The organism is Luteolibacter yonseiensis (genome assembly GCF_016595465.1).
Taxonomy (GTDB): Bacteria; Verrucomicrobiota; Verrucomicrobiia; order Verrucomicrobiales; family Akkermansiaceae; genus Luteolibacter; species Luteolibacter yonseiensis.
Window position 1 is genome coordinate 101,599 of record NZ_JAENIK010000008.1, and the last position, 20,798, is coordinate 122,396.

The 20,798-nt window shown below is 63.0% G+C and carries 21 protein-coding genes; 18 read left to right on the top strand and 3 right to left on the bottom strand.

The window, feature by feature from the left end; genetic code table 11:
• Nucleotides 1-17 precede the first annotated feature (17 nt).
• The 16 genes from JIN84_RS06695 (at nucleotide 18) to aroE (ending at nucleotide 14,738) form a co-directional block, all read left to right on the top strand.
• Entirely contained in the window at nucleotides 18-575 is a 558-nt protein-coding gene (locus JIN84_RS06695; RefSeq protein ID WP_200350259.1) for a hypothetical protein, read from the top strand.
• On the top strand, nucleotides 572-2,269 hold the full coding sequence (locus JIN84_RS06700; RefSeq protein WP_200350260.1) for a GspE/PulE family protein: 1,698 nt from the start codon (nucleotides 572-574) through the stop codon (nucleotides 2,267-2,269). The genes JIN84_RS06695 and JIN84_RS06700 overlap by 4 nt, the downstream gene beginning before the upstream one ends.
• Nucleotides 2,262-3,404, top strand: coding sequence for a type II secretion system F family protein (locus tag JIN84_RS06705; RefSeq protein ID WP_234043248.1), 1,143 nt, complete (start codon nucleotides 2,262-2,264; stop codon nucleotides 3,402-3,404). Before JIN84_RS06700 ends, JIN84_RS06705 begins: the two co-directional genes overlap by 8 nt.
• Nucleotides 3,405-3,425: 21 nt before the next feature.
• A complete protein-coding gene (locus tag JIN84_RS06710) occupies nucleotides 3,426-3,839 on the top strand; it encodes a hypothetical protein (RefSeq protein WP_200350262.1) in 414 nt (137 codons plus the stop codon).
• A complete protein-coding gene (locus JIN84_RS06715) occupies nucleotides 3,836-4,249 on the top strand; it encodes a prepilin-type N-terminal cleavage/methylation domain-containing protein (RefSeq protein ID WP_200350263.1) in 414 nt (137 codons plus the stop codon). The genes JIN84_RS06710 and JIN84_RS06715 overlap by 4 nt, the downstream gene beginning before the upstream one ends.
• Nucleotides 4,246-4,713 carry a hypothetical protein gene (locus JIN84_RS06720; protein ID WP_200350264.1) on the top strand — a complete coding sequence of 156 codons (468 nt, stop codon included), beginning with the start codon at nucleotides 4,246-4,248 and terminating at the stop codon, nucleotides 4,711-4,713. The genes JIN84_RS06715 and JIN84_RS06720 overlap by 4 nt, the downstream gene beginning before the upstream one ends.
• Before the next feature lie 5 nt (nucleotides 4,714-4,718).
• A complete protein-coding gene (locus JIN84_RS06725) occupies nucleotides 4,719-5,450 on the top strand; it encodes a hypothetical protein (RefSeq protein WP_200350265.1) in 732 nt (243 codons plus the stop codon).
• Nucleotides 5,447-6,235: a hypothetical protein gene (locus JIN84_RS06730; RefSeq protein ID WP_200350266.1), complete on the top strand. Its 789-nt coding sequence runs from the start codon at nucleotides 5,447-5,449 to the stop codon at nucleotides 6,233-6,235. The genes JIN84_RS06725 and JIN84_RS06730 overlap by 4 nt, the downstream gene beginning before the upstream one ends.
• Nucleotides 6,232-6,693 carry a hypothetical protein gene (locus JIN84_RS06735; RefSeq protein WP_200350267.1) on the top strand — a complete coding sequence of 154 codons (462 nt, stop codon included), beginning with the start codon at nucleotides 6,232-6,234 and terminating at the stop codon, nucleotides 6,691-6,693. Before JIN84_RS06730 ends, JIN84_RS06735 begins: the two co-directional genes overlap by 4 nt.
• Nucleotides 6,686-7,528 (top strand): DUF3108 domain-containing protein, encoded by an 843-nt coding sequence (locus tag JIN84_RS06740; RefSeq protein ID WP_200350268.1) that lies wholly within the window; start codon nucleotides 6,686-6,688, stop codon nucleotides 7,526-7,528. The genes JIN84_RS06735 and JIN84_RS06740 overlap by 8 nt, the downstream gene beginning before the upstream one ends.
• Before the next feature lie 26 nt (nucleotides 7,529-7,554).
• On the top strand, nucleotides 7,555-9,318 hold the full coding sequence (locus JIN84_RS06745; protein ID WP_200350269.1) for a tetratricopeptide repeat protein: 1,764 nt from the start codon (nucleotides 7,555-7,557) through the stop codon (nucleotides 9,316-9,318).
• A 43-nt stretch (nucleotides 9,319-9,361) separates the two neighbouring features.
• Complete coding sequence (locus JIN84_RS06750) at nucleotides 9,362-10,402, top strand: STELLO glycosyltransferase family protein (protein ID WP_200350270.1); 1,041 nt, start codon at nucleotides 9,362-9,364, stop codon at nucleotides 10,400-10,402.
• 71 nt (nucleotides 10,403-10,473) lie between these two features.
• The gene (locus JIN84_RS06755; protein ID WP_200350271.1) at nucleotides 10,474-11,202 is read left to right on the top strand and encodes a L,D-transpeptidase family protein; all 729 of its coding nucleotides are present in this window, start codon (nucleotides 10,474-10,476) and stop codon (nucleotides 11,200-11,202) included.
• Between the two features lie 208 nt (nucleotides 11,203-11,410).
• Nucleotides 11,411-12,133: a polyamine aminopropyltransferase gene (locus tag JIN84_RS06760; protein WP_200350272.1), complete on the top strand. Its 723-nt coding sequence runs from the start codon at nucleotides 11,411-11,413 to the stop codon at nucleotides 12,131-12,133.
• Between the two features lie 325 nt (nucleotides 12,134-12,458).
• Nucleotides 12,459-13,826, top strand: a complete 1,368-nt coding sequence (locus JIN84_RS06765) for a glutamate--tRNA ligase (protein ID WP_234043250.1) — start codon at nucleotides 12,459-12,461, stop codon at nucleotides 13,824-13,826.
• A gap of 12 nt (nucleotides 13,827-13,838) precedes the next feature.
• The gene (gene aroE, locus JIN84_RS06770; RefSeq protein WP_200350273.1) at nucleotides 13,839-14,738 is read left to right on the top strand and encodes a shikimate dehydrogenase; all 900 of its coding nucleotides are present in this window, start codon (nucleotides 13,839-13,841) and stop codon (nucleotides 14,736-14,738) included.
• A gap of 19 nt (nucleotides 14,739-14,757) precedes the next feature.
• Here the strand turns inward: aroE and JIN84_RS06775 are convergent, their stop codons facing one another.
• The 3 genes from JIN84_RS06775 to JIN84_RS06785 are packed head-to-tail and all read right to left on the bottom strand — an operon-like array spanning nucleotide 14,758 to nucleotide 18,993.
• Nucleotides 14,758-15,894, bottom strand: coding sequence for a hypothetical protein (locus JIN84_RS06775; protein ID WP_200350274.1), 1,137 nt, complete (start codon nucleotides 15,892-15,894; stop codon nucleotides 14,758-14,760).
• A 12-nt stretch (nucleotides 15,895-15,906) separates the two neighbouring features.
• Nucleotides 15,907-17,118 (bottom strand): hypothetical protein, encoded by a 1,212-nt coding sequence (locus JIN84_RS06780; protein ID WP_200350275.1) that lies wholly within the window; start codon nucleotides 17,116-17,118, stop codon nucleotides 15,907-15,909.
• 60 nt (nucleotides 17,119-17,178) lie between these two features.
• Complete coding sequence (locus JIN84_RS06785; protein ID WP_234043254.1) at nucleotides 17,179-18,993, bottom strand: Hsp70 family protein; 1,815 nt, start codon at nucleotides 18,991-18,993, stop codon at nucleotides 17,179-17,181.
• 180 nt (nucleotides 18,994-19,173) lie between these two features.
• On the opposite strand from JIN84_RS06785, the gene JIN84_RS06790 reads away from it, so the two are divergent.
• Both JIN84_RS06790 and JIN84_RS06795 read left to right on the top strand, forming a co-directional pair.
• Nucleotides 19,174-19,854, top strand: a complete 681-nt coding sequence (locus JIN84_RS06790) for a hypothetical protein (RefSeq protein WP_200350276.1) — start codon at nucleotides 19,174-19,176, stop codon at nucleotides 19,852-19,854.
• A 14-nt stretch (nucleotides 19,855-19,868) separates the two neighbouring features.
• The gene (locus tag JIN84_RS06795) at nucleotides 19,869-20,696 is read left to right on the top strand and encodes a hypothetical protein (RefSeq protein WP_200350277.1); all 828 of its coding nucleotides are present in this window, start codon (nucleotides 19,869-19,871) and stop codon (nucleotides 20,694-20,696) included.
• Nucleotides 20,697-20,798: the final 102 nt, after the last annotated feature.

Sequence of the window (20,798 nt, forward strand, 5' to 3'; positions counted from 1 at the left end):
CACTTCCATTTCCAGCCGTGACCGATCCATTCCCGACCGAGGGAAGGGACGACATCTGGAATCACGCCGAAACCTGTCTCCTGCGCACCGCCGAGGCCATCCAGGAAACGCGCGCGTCCACGCCTGCGGAGCTGTCCCAGGCAGTTTCCGCCGCCCGCGAGGCGCATGCCCAGGGAAAGCCCGCCGACCTTCTGGACGTCCTCGCCCGCATCCAGGGCCATGACGAGGAGCACGTCGGTCCCGTCATCCTGAGCCTGGGAGACAAGGTCGCCGCCACCCAGAGCCCTTACGCGCCGCTGCTCCCCTTCGCGGGGAAACTGATCGCGCCCTCCGCCTTTTACGATTCGTTCGACCAGGTGCACCGCATCGCCCGCGTGCTGCTCTCGCCGGTCGTCTACGCGGAGGATACGGACGCCATCGGCACGGCATCGGCCAACCCGGTCGCCGCCGCCATCCTGGCCGACGAGATCCGCGCGGCGGTTTTCAAACGCTTCGGCATCCGGCCCTTCGTCACCATCGCCCGCCTCGACTACGAGAGCTGGACATTCCTCACCCGCAAGCATTTCGAGCTATGATCGAATTCGACGGCATCACCTTCAACGAACTCATCAGCCGCCGCATCATGGGCGAGCTGGCCGGGCATGATCCGAGCTATTCCGAGCTCGCGCAGGACCAGGTGCCGAACCGGGTGACGCGCTACAGCTTCATGGCCGCCATCGCGAAAATCAACGGCCTGCCGTTTTTCCCGAGGGTGGCGGAATTCTGCGAGGCGGCCCTGCACGCCACCTGCGACTCCACGGTGATGACGCGCGGTTTCTTCGCCCCGCTCTGCCTGTCCGGCAGCGACAAGCTCGTCGTCGCCGTGGCGAATCCCTGGAGCCCGTTGCCGGAGGAATACCTCGCCCCCCGTTTCCCGCATCTTGAGATCATCAAGATCGTCACGCTGGCGACGGAGATCAGCCGCGCCATCGAGTCCGTCGCGACGAACAGCGGCCCCAGCAGGTCCGAGCTGGAGGCCATCGACGTGGAGGACCTGGACGACGGCATCCATGACTTCGACGTCACGACGGACTATGCCGAACCGATGGCGCAGCTCGTGGCCACCATCATGGCGGATGCCGTGAGGACGCGCACTTCCGACGTGCACTTCAAGGTGGAGAAGGAGACGTTCTACTATGCGTTCCGTTGCGACGGGGACATCGGCGCGAAGGTGGAGATCCCGATGAAGCTCAAGGACCGCCTGGATGCATTTCTCCTGAACCTGATGAAGCTGCCGACGGAGATCCGCAACACGGCTCCCGGCATTTCCGGAAGATTCACCATCTCGTATTTCCACCGCCCCATCGACATCCGCTACGAGCGCCATCGCACCTACCGCGGCTACCACGTGACGATGCGGCTGCTCGACAAGAGCAACATCAACGTCACCCTCGGAAAGGGCACGCTGGCCTTCGACGACGACACGATGTTCGCGCTGAACAAGGTGATGAAGATCCCCGCCGGCATCATTGTCATGTCCGGCCCCACGGGGTCGGGGAAATCAACGACGCTCAATGCCATCCTGCGCGAGCTCAACCGCCCTGACGTCAACATCCTCACCCTGGAAAACCCGGTGGAGGACGAGGTTCCCGGCATCACCCACTGCGACCTGAAGAGTCCCAAGGAATTCAAGCCGATGATCGCCTCGTTCATGCGGTCGGACCCGGACATCATCCTGATGGGCGAGGTCCGCGACTTCGAGTCCGCCGAGCTCGCGATCGAAGCCGCGGTCACCGGCCACAAGGTCCTGACGACCATCCATACCGCGCGCGCCTCGCAGATCATCGAGCGCTTCGAACAACTCGGCCTCGAGCGGTGGAAAATCGCCCAGACGCTCAAGGCGGCGTGCGCCCAGCGCCTGGTGAAACTGCTCTGCCCCTATTGCAAGGAACCTTCGAAGGGGGTCAGCGAGTTCGACAGGAAAACCTTCAGCCTCGACGATTCCTGGGCGGACATCCCTGTCTTCACCGCGAAAAACGGCGGCTGCGCCGAATGCCGGAACACCGGCTACAACGGCCGCACCGCGATCCTCGAGATCATCCCCATCACCCCCAAGATCTCCGACCTGCTCGCGAAGGGGGAGATGACCCCCTACGAACTGGAACTCAAGGTGGCCGAGGAGGGTGTCCTCCCCAGCCTCCGCCGCAGCGGCCTGCGCCTGCTGCGCGATGGAAAAACCGACCTGCTCGCCGTGAGCAAGGTGATCGACATGACCTACACCGATGATTAGCGCCTCTCCCGCCACCATTCCAGCCAAAGGGGGTGCTCCGGCCACACCGCCCAAAGGCCTTCTCGCGTCCTTGAACAAGCCGAAAAAGGTCAGGGAGTTCAGCAAGAAGGAGCTCGTGGATCTTTTCCGGGGGCTCGGCTCCATGCTGCGCGCGCAGATCAACACCGCGGACGCGATGAAGTATTACAGCCAGGGGCTGCCGAACAAGGCAATGGTGGACGCGCTCGCCCACATCCGCGAGGACATCAATTCCGGGATGAACATCCACGAGGCCTTCCGCCGCACCGGCCGTTTCAGCGAGACCATCGTCGGACTCGTCCAGGCCGGCTCGGACGCGGGCCAGCTCCACCATGCGTTCCAGTCGCTCGCAGCACGTCTGAAGAGCGAGTTGTTTTTCCAGAAGCAGCTCAAGAAGGCCACGATCACGCCGGGTGTGATCATCGGCGTGCTCATGGGGGCGTTCATCGTGTCCCAGGTGAAGATCGTGCCACAGGTCGAGGAAATGCTGGCGGGGGTGAACTCGAAACCGGACGGCATGACGGCCATTTCCTTCAAGGTCAGCCATCTCACCCAGCATACCTGGCCGGTGTTCGTGATCGTGGTCCTGGGAGTCGCGACGGTCATCTTCAAGTCGCCGCTCGTGCGCAACTTCATCCTCGGCTTCGCGATGTCGAAGTGGCGGCTGCTGCGGCTGCTCGTCATGAGCCTGAGACAGGTGACCTTCCTGTCCACGATCCGGCTGCTCCACTCGAACGGCATCAACCTGGCGAAGTCCATCCGTGTCTCGGCGAACAGCGTGAAAAACACCCCTTTCTATCATGAGCTGCGCACCGCCGCGGACAAGTACGAGCACTCCGGTGTCCCGCTCTCCACCGCGTTCGCCAAATACACCTCGGTGGACTCACAGGTCACCCACATGCTGTCCATCGGAGAAAAATCCGCCTCGCTCGACGCACAGCTGGAGATGCTGTCCGAGATGTACGAGGAGGACCTGCAGAACCACATGAACGCCTTCGCCGCGGCCATCAGCTTTGTCGTGCTCATCATCGCGGTGAGCCTCATCGGCGCGGTTTTCGTCGGCACCTTCCTGCCCATCTTCCTCATGGGACCGAAGATGATGAACAGCGGCATCTGAAACCCAACCATCCGACGACCCATGCAACTCACCCGATTCGACCGCTGGCTGCGTGAAAAATACGTGTATGAGACCCACGTCCAGACCCTGCGTCCGGTCGAGGCGGTTCCACGGGGAATCCGCGAGGTCGAGATCCCCGACGTGCCCGGCAAGCGGTTCAAGCATCTCTATGTCGCATCGAACGCGAAAGCGGCCGACGACCTGATCTCACAACTGAAGGAAAACAGCCAGATGTATGCGACCCAGATCGTGGACCGCCGGCGCTGGTACGTGCCGTTGATCGCCCCCAAGGAAAAATCCGTCACCTGGTTCCTCCTGTCGTCGATCATCATCGGTTCATCGCTGGTCGTTTTCCTTTTCCATCTGAAGGGATTGGTGGAAGACCCGGAATTCCGGAAAAACGTCATGGAAGCCCTCAAGCTTCTGCGGAAATGAACCGTCACGCGTCCATACCCCGCCACCACAGGAAAGCCTTCACCCTCCTTGAGATGACGGTGGTCATCCTGGTGCTGCTCTCTCTTGTGAAGATCGGACTCTTCACCTCGAAAAAAATGGACGAGTGGAAGCTCGGCCGCGCCGCCTCCGAATCCCTGCGCTCCGTTTACTCGGCCCAGAGGATGTACCTGGCCGACAATCCCACGGCGACGGTGGCGAGCCTCACGGGCGCGGCGCTCATTCCCTACATGCCGAACAACGCGACCTCCATTCCGACCGTCACCTCCCTGACGGGCTCCACCCTCACCATCATCGTCACCGTCTCCCCACCCGTGGTCAACGCGGGTTCCGGGGTGACGTATGACCCATCCGGCAGCGGCAACGATTCACTCTGGGACGTGGGAGAATGAAAAACACCATCATATTCCTGACCGTTCTGGTGATGTCGGCGGTGGCCGGCGCCACCGAGTTCAAGCACGTCGGCGATTTCCTCCTCCAATCCCACTTCAAGGTCACGGGCCAACAGGTGACACCGATTCCGATGAAGCCGATCTCCTTCAGTGTGTTCACCGACGGGGTGAAGATCCGTGTCACGGCGGAAGGCGATGACGAGGCCCACACCACATTTGAAATCTACCGTTCCGACGGCATCGGCCGCCAGCGCTCCGGCGCGGGCGCCCTCGAGGTCATTCCGGGGCTGCAGGCCATGAGCAACGTGGGCGGCACCCTGCGCCACCTGCGCCTCAGCCGTGAATCCATGACCATCACCACCTTCCCCGGCGTTTCGGATCAGACCATCGTGAGCCATGCCGTCGCCGCGGAACCGAAACCTCAGCCGGGCCCGCCTGCCGGCCCCATCTCCAACAAACCATGAGACCCATGCCCGCCACTCTCCCGGACATCAGCGCGATGCCATCACCGGCTTATCCCGCGTCCCGCCGTGTTCCCGCCGACCAACGTGTCCCGTCCGGTCCCGCCGTCACCCGCGCCTATCCGTGGCTGCTGGTCACCAGCACCGCCGTCGCCGCGTTGTTCTGCATGATGTACATCACCAAACCGGTGATCGAAACCGCCCCCTCTCCGAAGGCTGTTCCCGCCGCGACCGAAATCCAGCCCTTTCCCCCGCAGGAAACCGCGCTTCTGCCCCGCCAGAACCACCTGCCCGGTGATGCCGCCGCCAGCCCGGCTGCCACGGCGATACGGAAAGCCGCTCCGCCGACGCCGCCCGCCACCGCGTTCGAACAAACCAACCTCCGCATCCAGCACATCCTGACCGCGGAAACTCCCGGCGGACATCTGGCGAAGATCGATTTGGACGTGCCGGTGCTTTATCAAAGCCGGAACCTGCGCTGGACGGCTGCCGAGGTGGCGGATGCCAGAAAACTCCTCGCCCGCCTCGCGGACTATCAGGAAAAATCCCGACTCCTTCGCACCGAGGGTGCCGAACTGCTCGATGCCTGGAACCGGCTGATCGGAAATTCCATTCCTGCCGTGGACCTCCGTGCGGATAGCCCCTCGCTGCCCACCAACCAACAGGAGGCCGAGGATCTCCCACGGGCTCCGGGCCTCGACTCCTCCGAGCTGATCCAAATCCAACCTGCAAAAAAATGAATCCCCGCCCCGTCATAGCAACCCTAGTGCTCCTCGGAGCCGCCCTGGCCGGCGCGCAGGACACTCCTCGTGAATCCGAACCGGCCCCGGCGGTCAATTCCGGCAGCCAGGACGACAAGTCCGTTCAGGAAGTCACCGTCGTGCTCGATCCGGTCGGGGAATCACCCGCACCCACCGAACTTGAAGCAAAGTCCGGGGAAAAACCCGACGAGTCCTCCACCGGCACGCCGGCGCAAGAGGTGACCGGTGAAGCCGCCGCCGGACAGCCACCGTCCGGAGCCGCGCCTGCCACGACGGAAGAAGTCAAACCCGGCACACCGGAGGATGGTCTGGCAGTGAGGGTTGAGAAGGTCCAACCCGGCACCGGTTCCGTCGACCCTGCCGAGGTCAAGCTGCTCGCGCCATTTCCCGCGAAGCCCATGTCACCAGTGCCTGCAGGCTGGCATCTCACCACCTCGGACGCGGCTCCGCCCTTCACCCGTGAGGTGGAGGTCTCCCCGGGCACCAAGGTGACGCTGACCATCCGGCCTCACCTGCTTGTCCCCGATGCCGATGGTGCGGAGGCGTTCGCCATCCCGGAGCCCGGCTACGACCACACGCTCGGTTTCCGCCAGAATTCCACCGTCGCCGCCATCCTGTCGGACTCCATCCGAGGAATCGATGAGAACTCGAAGCAGCTCGGCACGGTCATCGAGAGCCTCCAGCAACTGCTCGTCTCCCTGCCGAAGACCGGAGAACCCGCGCCACAGCCCGTGGAAAAACCCGCCACCCCACGCAAGAGATGAACCCCGCCACCGTTCCCATCCTCTGCGGCGCCGCTCTCGCCGCCATCTCGGCAGCCGGTGCCAGCCACTGGTGGTCGGTGAATTCCTTCATCGCCGCCACCCATGGAAAACCCGCGATCCGGACCTCCCCATCACCAGCAGTGGAACCCGTCGCACCCGCCTCACCCGCCGCCATCGCCCGTCACAACGGAGCACCGCCTGCCGACGATTCGCAGAAGCGGTTTTTCGAGACCCTCGTCAAACGGATGGAGAACCTCCAGAACCAGAACCGAGACCTGCTGGACCAGATGGCGGAGACGAACCGGGATGTCATGAAACTGGAATTCAGGGTGGACACGCATTCCGAATCGTTCCGCCCGATGCCGGTGAGCGACGACCGGCCGGACATGAGTCTGGACAATAGTCCGGGCGTGCTTCCCCCGCGTGCCGAAATCGTGTTTCCTCCGAGCGATGAATAATCTCCTCCACACCAGAGTCATGAACGGCATGACCTCATGCCTCCGCATCCTCGTGCTCCCGTTCCTCGCAATCGCCCCGCTCGCCGCCGCCCCCGCCTGGCGGTCCGAGCTGACCACCTCCGTTCCCGGTTCATTCCCCATCCCCGCCCCCACCAGACTTGAACTCCGGGTCAGTTGGAACGGCATGGTCGATGCGGGAAAGGTCCGCATCGAGTTCGCCCCGCAGGACGTGAAAAAGGCGGGCAGTTATGTCATCCGCTCCTCCGCGTCGAGCCTCGGCCCCGCCGAGGTCTTGTTCCCTTACAAAACCAGCTTCTGGTCCGAGCTCGTGCCCGACACGCTGCGTCCCCGCTTTTTCCAATCCCTGGAAGATGACAAAACCGAACACGTCACCACCACGATCCGTTATTTTTCCGACAGGGTCGAGTGCGGCAATGTCACCAAGCAGATCAAGGACGGCTCCTCGAAACAGAAGGACCGGGTCTTCACCAGTTCCCCGGTCTTCGACCTGTTCTCCGCCATGCTGCACGTCCGCAGCCAGAAGCTGGATGACGGGGACCGCTCCACCCTCGTCATCCATCCTTTCGAGACCCCCTATCTGTTGCGGGTGAAGGTCGTGGGCCGCGAGGTCCACAACGGACGGAATACGATCCGCCTGACGCTCGGCATGCGGAAGATCGACCGCAAGACAGGGGAGCTGCAGCCTTATAAAAAACTCAAGCAGGATGCCACCCTCTGGCTCAGCGACGACGCCGAGAGAATGCCCGTCGAGCTCCGCGCCGCGGCCTTCATCGGTGATATCCGTGTCACCCGCGTGCTGCTGGAGCACCCGTGATTCCACTTCCGCCATTCCTTTCCCGCATGTCATCACTCGTTTCCAACAAACCCCGGCCACAGGACCTCGCAGGTCTGGCATTCATTCTTCTGCTGGTGATCGCATGCAGTTGGCCGGGGATGCATGCCCCGCTTTTCACGGATGACATCCATCAGTTGGAACGATCGAAAGGCCTGGTTTCCTGGGCCGACTTCTGGGGCACGGATGTCTTCGGCTATTACCGGCCGGTCAAGAACGCTCTGTTCAAACTACTTGTTCCGCTGGAGAAAAATCCCGTCGCATGGCACTGGGTCGGGCTGGCCTGCTACCTCGCCGCGACCGTCGCGGTCCACCGCATCGCCACCATCTGCCTGGGTGCCGGGTTGCCTGCGCTGCTGGCGTGCTGCCTGTGGGCGCTGAGCCCGAGTTGTGTTTCCACGGTCATCTGGCTCAGCAGTGCGAACATCAGCATCGGCATCGTCCTGTTCGCCCTCGTGGTTCATTTCCACGAATGTTCCGCCACCCGGTCCTCGCTCCGGATCTTCATCTTGTGCGGCGTCTTCTTCGCGCTCGCCCTGCTTTGCTACGAGTCCCTCATCGCCATCCCGGCCCTGCTCTTCATCCGGGATCTGCAACAACGCCGGATCGGACCGGATCGCGGGACCGTCATCCGCTACGCCGGCTACGCGCTGGTCGCCCTCGCATTCCTGATCGTCCGCCATCAGTTTTCGGCAAGGGCCATCGGCGGCGACAACCTGAACCCGGGATTCCAACCGGACACGAAAGCATACCAGATGATGCTCTCCGCCCCTTGGTTCCTGTGGCGGCATTTCCTGATGTGGGCGTTTCCCTTCGGCACCATCGAGCTGCTGGGGAGCTACTCGTGGTTGAAATCCGCTCCGGCCGCCTCGCTGGTGTTCGGCTGGGTGTTCCTCGCCACCTTGATCGCCACCGTATTCCTGACCTGGAAGCGTTTCCCCGCCGTGGGGTATGGCATCGCGTTTTTCATTCTCGCCAGCATGCCCTCCGGGAACTTCCTCCCTTGTTTCAACGGGCCGATATACGATGTGTATGTCACCATTCCCTCGATCGGGCTGGCCATCGCCGTGGCGGCGGCATGCGCGTCTCTCGTCCGGCAGTTCCTGAACCGAAGGCGGGAAGCGGCGTCCGGTGCCGTGGCATTTCTGGCGGTGCTGTCTCTCCTGCTGATCTACCGCCTGCCCGTGTGCGGCAGCTATTTCCGGTATTGGTCCGGCGTCTGGGGGAAGCCGGTGGAACTGATGCTGCTGACCGCCGAAACCAGGCCGCTGCAATACCAGGCCAAGGGGTTCGCCACCATCCTCCTTCTGGGCGAAGGCTTCATCGGCCAGGCGGAGACCCTCGCCAATGAGGTGGTCTCCGAGGCACCATGGATCCCCACGGCGAAGCTGACGCTGGCCCGCATCGCAGCCTATCGCAAGGAGGACCGGAAAGCGGAGGAAATCTACCGCCGCCTCCTGGGCTCGCCGAGGGAAAGCATGTTCATCAAGGACTCGGCGAAGCTGGAGCTGGCCGACATTCTCGCCAAAACCCCCGCCACCCGCGAAGAGGCCGCCCAACTCTGCCGGGAGGTTCTCATGCAACGAAAGGCCGATCACACGCCCGTCGCCGTGGCACTCCTCGCCTCGATCTACAAGGATCAAGGCAACCCGGCGAAGGCCATCGCCACGCTTGAGAGGGGGCTGAAACTGCACCCCGGTGACAAGCGGCTCGCCGGGTTGCGGCAGGCCTACAACCACCCGTCATCCGATCCTCCCCCGGAAAGGAACTGACCCACATCCATCTCACCAACCAGCTATCCCTTAAGCTATCCCTATGAACCCGAAAACCGCCCTTGTCGTCACCAGCATCTCCGCTCCCAACCCGGTCCTCAGGTCCCTCGCCGCGGGAGCCATCTCCCATGGATGGGACTTCATCGTCGCCGGCGACACCAAAAGCCCGCCCGGCTTCGTCCTGACCGGCTGCCATTACCTGACCGTGGAACACCAGCAGGCCGGCATCCATGAACTCGGCAGGCTCTGCCCGACGCGCTCGTACGCCCGCAAGAACATCGCCTACCTGGAAGCCATCGCGCGCGGTGCCGAGGTCATCGTCGAGACGGATGACGACAATTTCCCACGGGACTCCTTCTGGCAGCCGAGGAATCCCATCGTCGCCTGCCGTCCGGTGAACCATGACGGCTGGGTGAACGTATACGCCTATTTCTCGGAAAACTTCATCTACCCGCGCGGACTGCCCCTCGACCGGTCGCGCGACACGCCACCCGCGCCCTCCGGGAAACAGCTGATGGACTGCCCGCTGCAACAGGGACTGGCGGACGACAATCCGGATGTGGACGCGGTCTACCGCATGTTGTTTCCACTGCCGTTCGTCTTCGACAAGGATGTGGAACCCGTCGCCCTCGGAGAAGGCGCGTGGTGTCCCTTCAACAGCCAGAACACCACCTTCTTCAGGAAGATCTTCCCGCTCCTCTACCTGCCCGCGCATTGCAGCTTCCGCATGACGGACATCTGGCGCAGCTTCGTGGCCCAGCGCGTGCTCCACCACCTCGGTTACCCTGTCATGTTCCACGGCAGCACCGTCTGGCAGGAGCGGAACGAACACAGCCTCCACCGTGATTTCTGCGACGAGGTCTCCGGCTATGTGAACAACGATGAAATCCGCACCGCCCTGATGGACATCACGTTCGAGGAGGACGCGGACATCCACCAACTGCTCGTCCGCTGCTACGCCTGCCTCATCGAGAAAGGCTGGGTGGGCAGGGAGGAGGAAGCCCTGCTGGACGCCTGGATCCGTGACCTGAAAAGCATGGAAAAGCACATCCCCTATCAGGAGTGTCGCGCCGGGGCCGCCTAGACGGCGGAAGTCGGGTCCAAACGCCACCAGGCCTTGCCTGATGGCGCAAGTGCGGCTACTGGTTTGGCATCATGATGAGCTTCAAGGTTCTCACACTCTCGCTGCTGGCGATGCTTCCGCTCGCCGCCTTCCAACTGCCCGCAAATTCCTCCCAATGCCTCGTCGGAACCTCCGATGGCTGGGACAGCTCCAACGTCACGCTCACGCTCTACCAGAAATCCGGTGGCGCGTGGAAACCCGTCTCGACACCATGGAAGGGACGCCTCGGGAAAAGCGGCCTCGTCTGGGGGAAAGGCATGAGTCCCGTGCCCCCGGGAGTCCGCACCAAGAAAGAGGGCGACAACCGCTCGCCCGCGGGCGTGTTCGAGATCGGCGGAGCATGGGGATACGACACCACCATCAAAAAAAATCCGGGCCTGCCCTACCGGCAGGTCACCTCCCGGGATCTCTGGGTGGAGGACCCCGCATCGCCCCAGTATAACAAGAACGTCATCCTCGACCACGAACCGTCCACGGACTGGGAGAAGAAACAACAGATGAAGCAGGATGACGCCGCGCATTCCCTCAAGCTTTTCATCGCCCACAACGCCCCGCCGGACGTCACTCCCGGTGCGGGTTCATCCATCTTCTTCCACATCTGGCGGCGCGACGGAGCATCCCCCACCGCCGGCTGCACCACCATGGAAAAGACGAAGCTCCAGTGGCTGATCTCCCAGATGGATCCCGGGAAAAACCCGGTTTACGTGCTCCTGCCGAAAGCGGAATACGCGAAATACAAGATCGGCTGGAAACTGCCGTGATGTGAAGGACGAAGGCCTTTCCCTCTCCCATGAGGTGCGCGAGATCACCCCAAACAAGTCCGCGCCTCCCGTGATTTCAGACATTGGCAGGTACGTGTATTGGGAAGTGATCCTGAGACGGATGGCTCGAAGGCCGGACGCCATTTTTTCGATGGCTGATGCGGTGACAATAAGTTCGCAGCCACCCGTTTCCCGCCTACGCTCATGAATGAAGCCGCTGTTTGAAGAACTGGATTTCCGGAAAACGCCTCTGGGCGATCTCATCCTGCGCCGACGGCGGATGACGATGTTGGACGATCTCATCGTTTACGAAGTGCTGCTGGGAAACGGCTATCTCATGTCCAGTTTGTTTCATGAGGTGGAAGTGGCGTTGGCGGATCTCGGCCTGGCGGCGGTGGGTGGTGAAAAATTGGATGTGGTTGTCGGCGGACTGGGCCTCGGCTACACGGCGGTCGCCGCGCTGAAGGATACGAGGGTTGCGGAGCTGCTGGTGGTGGACGTGATGGCCCCGGTCATCGAATGGCACGAGAAGGAGATGGTGCCGCTGGGTAAGACCCTTAACGACGACTCGCGCTGCCGGTTCATACATGGCGACTTTTTCGCACTCGCGGCGGCGCCCGAGGTCGGATTCGATCCAACGCGGGCCGGACGGAAATTTCATGCGGTGTTGCTGGACATCGACCACTCGCCGCAAAAACTGCTGCACGAAGGAAACGCCGGATTTTACAGCGAGGACGGATTGCGCCGTCTCGCAGGGCAGTTGCATGAGGGCGGGGTGTTCGCGTTGTGGTCCGACGATGCGCCGGATGAGACATTTCTGAAGTATCTGGTGGAAGTCTTCGGCGATGCGATCGCGCATGTCGTGAAATTTCCCAATCCATTGCTGGAGAAAGAATCGGAAAGCACGGTGTATGTGGCCCGTGCGGAATGAATACCGCGGCTCCCGGAGGAGGCTCTCATCCGTTACAATGAGAAACCGGCGGGAATCGTTGCGGGGGGCTCGCGATTCACACCGGTTTTTCTCGATCGGGGGGATTTCTGTTCCTTGGGGGGATCTGTTTTTCGGGGGGCTTGGGGGGATCTCCGTTTGCTTGCCCGGGGGTGGGCTTGCTTGCGGCGACGGGAATAGAGATACCTGATTTCAGGATGCTTTCCTAGTGCGTGATCGCGTGTACGGGATCGCGGGATGGGCGTTCCATCGGGTGGGGACTCCCCGCGGTGAGTAGGGGGAACAGGGTTGGAGCCGTTCGCGCGGAATGAATTCCGCGCTCCCGGTGCTGGACGCGGGAGAATCCTCCATCTACACGTCGCGCATGACCGTCCGCACACGCTTCGCTCCATCGCCCACCGGCTACCTCCACGTCGGCGGGGCGCGCACCGCATTGTTCAACTGGCTCTTCGCCCGCAAGCATGGCGGCGTGTTCGTGCTGCGTGTGGAGGATACGGACGAGGCACGGAACACGGATGCCGCGCGCCAGGCGATCTTCGACGGCATGAACTGGCTGGGCCTCGACTGGGACGAGGGGCCGCAAAAAGGTGGGGACTACGGGCCTTACTATCAAAGCGAGCGCAAGGAGATCTACGACGCGTGGTTCGCGAAACTCGTGGCGGCGGACCGCGTTTACGAAGACGGAGGCGCGTGGCGTTTCCGCTTCGAGCGCAAGCCGGTGACCATGAACGACCTCGTCTGCGGCGAGGTCACCATCGACTACCGTGACGAATCCAACACTCCCGACATGGTGGTGAAACGCTCGGACGGTTCCTATGTCTTCCACTTCGTGAATGTGGTGGACGACCTGGAAATGGAGATCACCCACGTCATCCGTGGCGAGGATCACCTGATGAACACGCCGAAGCACCTGCAGCTCATCGAGGCGTTCGGTGGCAAGGCTCCTCAATACGCGCACATCCCGCTCATCCTGAATCCGGACGGATCGAAGATGTCGAAACGCGACGAGGGTGCGGCGGTGGGAGACTACCCGCGCCAGGGATTCCAATCCAGCGCGGTGGTGAATTTCATCGCGTTGCTGGGCTGGAATCCGAAGACGGAGCAGGAGATCTTCACCTTGGGAGAACTGGCGGACATTTTCACCTTGGAGAACGTCAACCGCGCTCCGGCGCGGTTCGACATCGAGAAGTGCAAGTGGGTGAACCAGCAACATCTCCTCAATGTCAGCGTCGAGGATTTCGCGGCTGCGGCGAAGCCGTTCGTCGAAGCGGAAGGTCTGCCGGTTTCCGACAACTACGTGGCGGTGATCGCCGCGGTGAAGGAAAAGGTCCGTTTGCTTGGCGATGTGCCCGCGGCGGTGGATTTCCTGCTCAAGGACGATTTCAGCAACGACGATGAAGCCGTCGCGAAGGTTCGCGGAAACGCGGCGGCGGGCGGACTTCTCGCAGCGCTGGCCACCGCTTTCGAATCCATCACCGAGTGGTCCGCGGATGCGGCGAAAGCGGCGCTGGCGGAAACCGCGACCGCCGCGGGAGCGAAGGCCGGGCAACTGATGTTCCCGCTGCGCGTCGCGCTGACGGGCCGCGGCCATGGCCCGGATCTGGGCGATGTGCTGAACCTGCTGGGCAGGGGCCGCTGCGTGAAACGCGTCCGCGATTTCGCAGGCATCCTCTGATTTTTTCCACGGATGAAACACGTCTATACCATCGATGATCTCGCCTCGCGCGAGCTGCTGGACGCCGGAGCCGGCAAGCCCGCGAAGCTGGCGGTGATCGGCCATCCCATCGCCCATTCCGCCTCGCCCAAGATGCACCAGGCGGCGCTGGACGCGTTCGGCATGGACCTGCGCTACATCCGCCTGGACATCGAACCGGGACAGGTGGGCGAGGCGTTTTCACGCATGCGCGCGCTGGGATTCATCGGCTGCAACGTGACGGTTCCGCACAAGCTGGAGGCGATGGAAAACTGCGAGGTGCATCCGGACGCCATGGCGCTTGGCGCGGTGAACACCATCCGCTTCGATCAGGACGCGACCCGTGGATTCAATACCGATGGGCCGGGTTTCGAACAGGCGGTGCGCAATGAATTCGAAGTCGAACTTTCTTCCCTGGCCACCGCCATCTTCGGGGCGGGAGGAGGGGCCGGCCAGGCGATCGCCACACAGGCGTGTTTGCGTGGAATAGCAAGACTGCTGCTGGTGAACCGCACGGCGGAAAAACTCGGGCCACTGGTGGAACGGCTGCGGCTCATTTCCCCCCGGACGGAAATCACCGCGATTTCCTTCGGTGATCCGCAGCTTGCCGGGCATTGCCTCGGCTCGGACCTCATCGTGAACACATCATCAGTCGGTTTGAAAGCAGACGATCCCTCCATCCTTCCTGTGAATTGCCTGAGAAAGGATCACCTGGTTTACGATACCATCTATCAGCCCGCCGTGACCCCGCTGCTGGCCTTGGCGAATGCCGCCGGATGCCGGACCACGAACGGGCTTTCCATGTTGATCAACCAAGGGGCCCTCGCCTTCCAGCATTGGTTTCCCGGCACGGAGCCCCTGCCACACATGACGCGCGCGCTGCGGGCGGAGTGATTTCCACACCGTCCCACGGTCACTTTTCCGCTGGCGTCTCGGTGATTTCCACTCCCGGTTCGTCCGTGGAATACCAGTGGCAGGCGACGACCTTTTCGAGCTCGAAGCGGCGCACGCCGTCCTGCTCCACACGGCGGACCTTCACCCGCAGGCGGATGAATCCATCGGGGTTGTTGCTCTTCAACTTCACTCCGAAAGGGCGTCCGCCATTCCGCTGCAGCGCGAACGCGGCGTCCAGCAATTTACCGTCGCGGGTATCGCGCCGGATCAGGAATTCCGGCGACTGGGAACCGCTTTCCCCACTGTGACCGAAGCGCGGGGCGTAGAGCACGACGCTGACGGTATTCTCGTTTTTCCGTTCTTTGGCGAGGCGCTCGCGCGCGAGCAACCGGAATTCTCCTTCCGAAGGACCGCTGCCGGTCAGAAACAGCGCCCATGGATAATCGCTGTAGCGGGCGAAATGATCCCAGTCCAATCTCCACTCGCCGTTTTTCTCGATGAATACCGCGTCGAGACGCAGGTTGTCCGCCCCCTCCCATTGAGTTTCGATGGCACGGCGGCCGGGAAGCGCAAGCAGGGTGCCTCCGGTATTGGCGATTGTCGCCGGATCGATGTTCACGATCGGATTCAACTCATAAAAACGGGCCATGCGGGCCGCGGTGGTGATGGGATCCAGCACGAACTGGTTCCGCTCCTCAGGTGTTCCCGCGTTGAGGAAACCGGACAGAACGCCGGTGCAGATCGGAGCGGCTTCATTGAGTTCGGTGATTTCCGCTTCCGTGGACTGGTGGGATGCGGCGGCCTGCCGGTGACCGGTCTGCGCGCCATCCCGCCCTTCCGGCCAAAGCAGCCGCGCGCCGACAATGATGAGCCCCACGAGCAACCCCCAGCCCGCCAGCAACCCGAACATGAAATAGCTGCTCCTGCGTTTCCGGACGGTATGCCTGCCACGTTCGGACGACCGGCCCGAACCTCCCTGCGGAGGAACCGCATCCGGAACTCCGGGTGCGGCTTGTCGCGCGGGCGGAGCTTCCAGGCTGAGTGACGGGTTCCGCCCGCATTCGGTACAGGTGCGGTCGTCGGTGTTGCCGATGGGAGATTGGAACAAGGAACCGCAACGGCCACAATGAAACCAGGAGATGTTGTTTTCGCTCACGAAGATCCGGATTTAGGGTTTGACCCAGCCTTGGAAAAGCACCTCGCCAATGGCCCATTGGTTGGGGGAGGCGTCACCCGGCCCGCGCTGGAGACGGAGGGTGAAGGGTAGAGAGTCCTTGGACTCCTGGACAATCTCTCCCTGGTTGAAAAGTGGGGCGATACGGGCATTCGCTGGTTCGTCCCTGCGGGCATAGCACCAGATGCTGGCGACACCGTCCGGCGCGAGGAAGCGGTAGGACTGATATTCCGTCTCCGGCCAGGTGGCGGTGTAGAACTCCGCCGGGGAAATCTTCCCGCGGATCTCCTGCGGATCTCCCTGGCCGTTTTTCAACTGCTCGAAAGTGGCGGTGCCGAAACCGGTGGTCGCCTTCCAATCCAACATGAGATTGTTCCCGGACCGGGTGAAATAAGCGGTGAACCGCGTGTGATCCGGCAGCTCGCCCTCGAGCATTCCATAATAATCCCGCCCGAGCTTGTCGGCGCTCCATGAGCAATCCGCGGCAGGCCACCATTCCTTGGAGACACCCAAGGGCTTCCAATGTGCCTTCAGGGATCCATCCTTGGCCTGATCCTCCCGCATGAGCATGACAACATCCGCCCAACGGCCGGCGGTGGCGTAGGAGCGGAAAAGCCGCATGGCCTCGGGCTGCCGGGCGATCAGCGCGTTCATGGCCGCGATTCCTTCCACCTCCTCCTCGGCTGCGAGATGCGAAGCCGCGCTTTTCCGATCCCGTCCTTGATTGGGCGCGTTGATGGAGGGCAGCAGCAACAGCCCGCCAACGACCACCGCCACGACAGCAGCACCGGACGCGAGCAGCCAGCGGGTCGAATGGCGCTTCGAACCTCCCCAGGCCGCGGCTTCTCCATGTGTGTGCCCGGCGGCCTCCCGGACAGGCCGTTCGTGAAATTTCAGCTGTCTTTCGACCTTGGGTGGAGCGGCGGCCGACTGCTGGAGCCTCACGACATTTCCACTGATTTCCTGCACCTCAAGCCGCCTGGGAGCGTCCGAGGCATCCCCCCGGGTCAGCTGGGAGTCGATTCTAAGGCCGATCTCCCTCGCAGGCTCCACCACCGCGACCGGGCGCTCGCCGGAAGTCCGCCTGGGAGGAAGCACCGCGGCGGTGGCGGGACGGGTCGATGCAGCAGCCTCGTCATCGCCCCAATCATCGCCCGGAGCAAGCTCGGGGGCGTGGTTGTTGGGATCGGACAGGCTGGGATTCATCAGGCGGATGGAAGGCGGAGCAGGATGGAAGGGAATGGTGCCGGTTGCAAGCGGTTACCCTCATTCACCGGCGAGTTGGCGGTCCAGCGCGGCGTCCATCGCCTGCTCCACAAGACGGGCGGCGAGCGCTTCGGTGGCGGCATCCAGCTGCTGGACAGCCTTTTTCAGGGGATTGGCGGCTCCCGCGGCCAGCGCGGCGCGGACGGCTGCCGCGGCGGACTCGATTTCCTGCTTCTCGTCCGGCAGTGCGAGTCCCTGGGCCAAAACGGATTCCACCGCCGGGAGCAATTCCTCCGCTTTCAACCTGGCTTCGGTGAAAACGCGCTCCGCCATGTCGGTGAAGGCATGTTCCACCGATTCGCTGACCATCGCCTCGACGGCGGCGTCATCCACGTCCACCGCCGAGCTTTCAATGCGGATGATGGTATCCGTGCCGGTGGCGACGTCACGCGCAAGGGCTTCGAGAATGCCATTTTCATCGATCCGGAACTGCACGCCGACACGTGCCTGGCCCTTCGGTGATGGAGAAAAAGCGACGTCGAAGCCGCCGAGCTCCCAGTTGTCCTTCGCCATCTCCCGCTCGCCCTGGAGCACCCGCACCCGCATCGCCGCCTGCCCGTCCGCGGCGTTGGTGAACATTTCCCCGGCCTTGCACGGGATGGTGGTGTTGCGCGGGATCAGCACGTTCATGAGACCACCGAAGGTCTCGATCCCGAGGCTCAGCGGCGTCACGTCCAGCAGGATCATCTGCCTCAGCGAGCCACCCAGCACGCCACCCTGGATGGTGGCTCCGAGGGCGATCGCCTCGTCCGGGTGCTGTGAAACATCCGCCTCCCGCCCGAAAAGCTCCGCCACCGCGCGACGGACCGCGGGCATGCGGGTGCTGCCGCCGACCAGCACGACGGCATCCAGATCGCCAGCCTCCAGCGCGGCATCGGCAAGGGCCTGGCGGCAGAGACGCAGCGTTTTCGCAATCCATGGCGCGGCGAGTTTCTCCAGCTGTTCCCTTGTGATCCCTTGCTCCAGGCTGCGGGTTCCGTCGTAGAATGGGACCCTGAAAACCGTTTCATCCCCATCGGACAAGGCGAGCTTCACCCGTTCGGCTTCCGCCGTGAGGCGGATCCGTGCCGAGCTGTCGACTTCGGCAACGCCTCCGCGCTCCATGATCCATGCCAGGATGAGGGCGTCCAGATCATCGCCGCCCAGACGGGTGTCGCCATGGGTGGCGAGCACCTGGAAGACACCGTCCTGGATTTCCAAAATGGAGAGGTCGAACGTGCCGCCACCGAGATCATACACCGCGACACGGGCTTTTTCGCCCAGTTTGTCCAGGCCGTATGCCAATGCCGCGGCGGTGGGTTCGTTGATGATCCTCACCACTTCGAGCCCGGCGAGCTCCCCCGCCCGTTTTGTCGCAGCGCGTTGGGCATCATGAAAATACGCGGGAACGGTGATGACCGCCTTGCGGATTTCCGCACCCATCCTCCACTCCGCGACACGCCTCATCTCCCGCAGGATTTCCGCGCTGATTTCCTCAGGCGACTTCCCCAGCACCAATGGAAACCCATCCGCTCCGGCGGTCACCGCCAGCGGGAAATTCTCCTCCACTTCGGCCGCCCTGCGTCCCATCAGCCGCTTGACGCTGGTCACCACCCGATCCGGTTCCAGCGACCGGCGCCGCAGGGCCTTCGCACCGGTTTCCACCGAGCCGTCCGCACCGATCCAGACCGCGCTGGGAGTGATGCGCCGTCCGTCCTCATTGGCCAGCAGGATGGGAAAGCCGGAGTCCACCACACCGACGGCGGAATTCGTCGTGCCCAAATCAATTCCCAGGATCATCTCGCTCATCCCGGCCAGCTTCACGGGCAACAGCATCCACGTCAATGAGGCAACGCCCTCCGTACGGGATGAAAACCCACTTGGAGCGCTCCATTCCGCAAGCGACCGCTCATCCCGCACAATCCACCGCCAGCAAAAGCGCGGGAACCGTGGCATGCTGCGGTCATGTTCTGTTCATGGCGAAAGAGTCCGTCGGCCCCGTGCGGTTGCGCGTATATGCTGCGCAGTCCGATTTCCGAGGTTTTGAACCACCTTTGCTACCTCGGCCAGGGAACGATGGTCCTGCGGCAGAAAGGGCTGAGCCTCGCGAAAACCACGCCTTTCGGGCTGGCGGTGGCCTATCAGAAAAACGGCTGGAACATCCTGCACGACCAGGTGAGCGGACTGGAGACGGACACCAGCCAGCCCCAGAACATCTATCTGATGACGGACGCCTCCGACCGCCGTCCCCTGCTGGCGGTGGGAGAGCCGGGCCAGGCGATCGATCTCTCCATCCGGCTGGATGGCTACAGTTGGGAATCCCCCGCGGTCACGGCGCTGCTGCGGAAGTTCAACGCCGTTTCTCTGGACTGCGCCCAGAGCCGCCAACTCGGTGCCGGAGCGTGGCTGGACGATTGGGGAGACGCCTCGCGGACCACGAGCGACGGCATCCTCGTGCGCTCCGCGGCGGAGACCCTGCGGGCCTGCGAGTGGCTGGAGGTCGAGATCAAGAATCACATCCACCGCAACGTGGTGCGGTTCACCCCCTCCTTCATCGACTCGGAAGGCGGGGTGCTGCGCGTGGCGGACCACGCCTGCCGCCATGTGGTGTATGCCAACGTGGAGGCACCGGACTTCCGTATGACGCGGGTGCCGCACGGCCCCGTCCGGATCTATCTGGAGCCCACCGCCGCCTGATCCTTTTTTTCAACATGCACCAGCCGAATCCCTACCAAGTCGCCCGCCGCACGCTCCGCTTCACCGGGCCGGTCCCATCACTCCTGCAGGCGGTGGCCCGCAGCGGGCCGCTCTACGTGCACGCGCGGAACTGGATGACCGAACTGGCCGCCATCGTCCCGCTGTCCGAAATGGTCGACGACGAGGACGCGAAATCCGTCTTTTTCCCGGAAAACGGGCTGCACCTCTCACTGGCGGCCGTCGAGGCGGTGCACGGGGTCGAGATCGACTACCGGACCCGGCAGGCGCTCGCGTTGGAAATCGCAACGCATGGAGAACCGAGGACCCTGTCGGTGGTGGCCATCCCGAACATCAGCGAAATGGAACACTTCACCCGCTGCCTGAACCACCATCCGGCGGATGTCCTACAGGAGGAGCAGTACCAGCGGTGGCGGGAGGAATTCATCATCCGTCCCGTCATCTGCCCCTGCTGCCAGGCCGCGGCCGACGAACGGCGCTCCTACCCGGAGCGGAATCCCCTCACCCGCATCTTCTGCCACGCCATCGAGAAGGAACTCGAGCTGCGGTGCGGGCTGGTGTCCCCTGTCGTCGGTTTCACCACCTGGTTGAAACCGAAGAATCTCCAGCTTTCCAACGGCATCCTCGGCATCATCGCGGATGACGGCAGGAGCATGCTGGAAGTGGACTTCGGCGTCTGCCACACCCTGCGCATCGTCTGCGTGCTGGTCGACGACGAGCGGTTCACCGAGATGATCCTGTTCGATTCATTGGGGAACCCGCACTTCAAGATCGCCGCCAGAGGCTGGGAGATGGACGCGGTGTGGCGTGGGTTGTGCGGGTGACCGATGGTCGGACCGTGCGCGGCCTGCCGCCGCTTCCCGACCGGCGGCAGGCTGCGGAGTGGCGGCGGGCCACCCGGGGAAAGCGGCGGCAGGCCGCCGCGA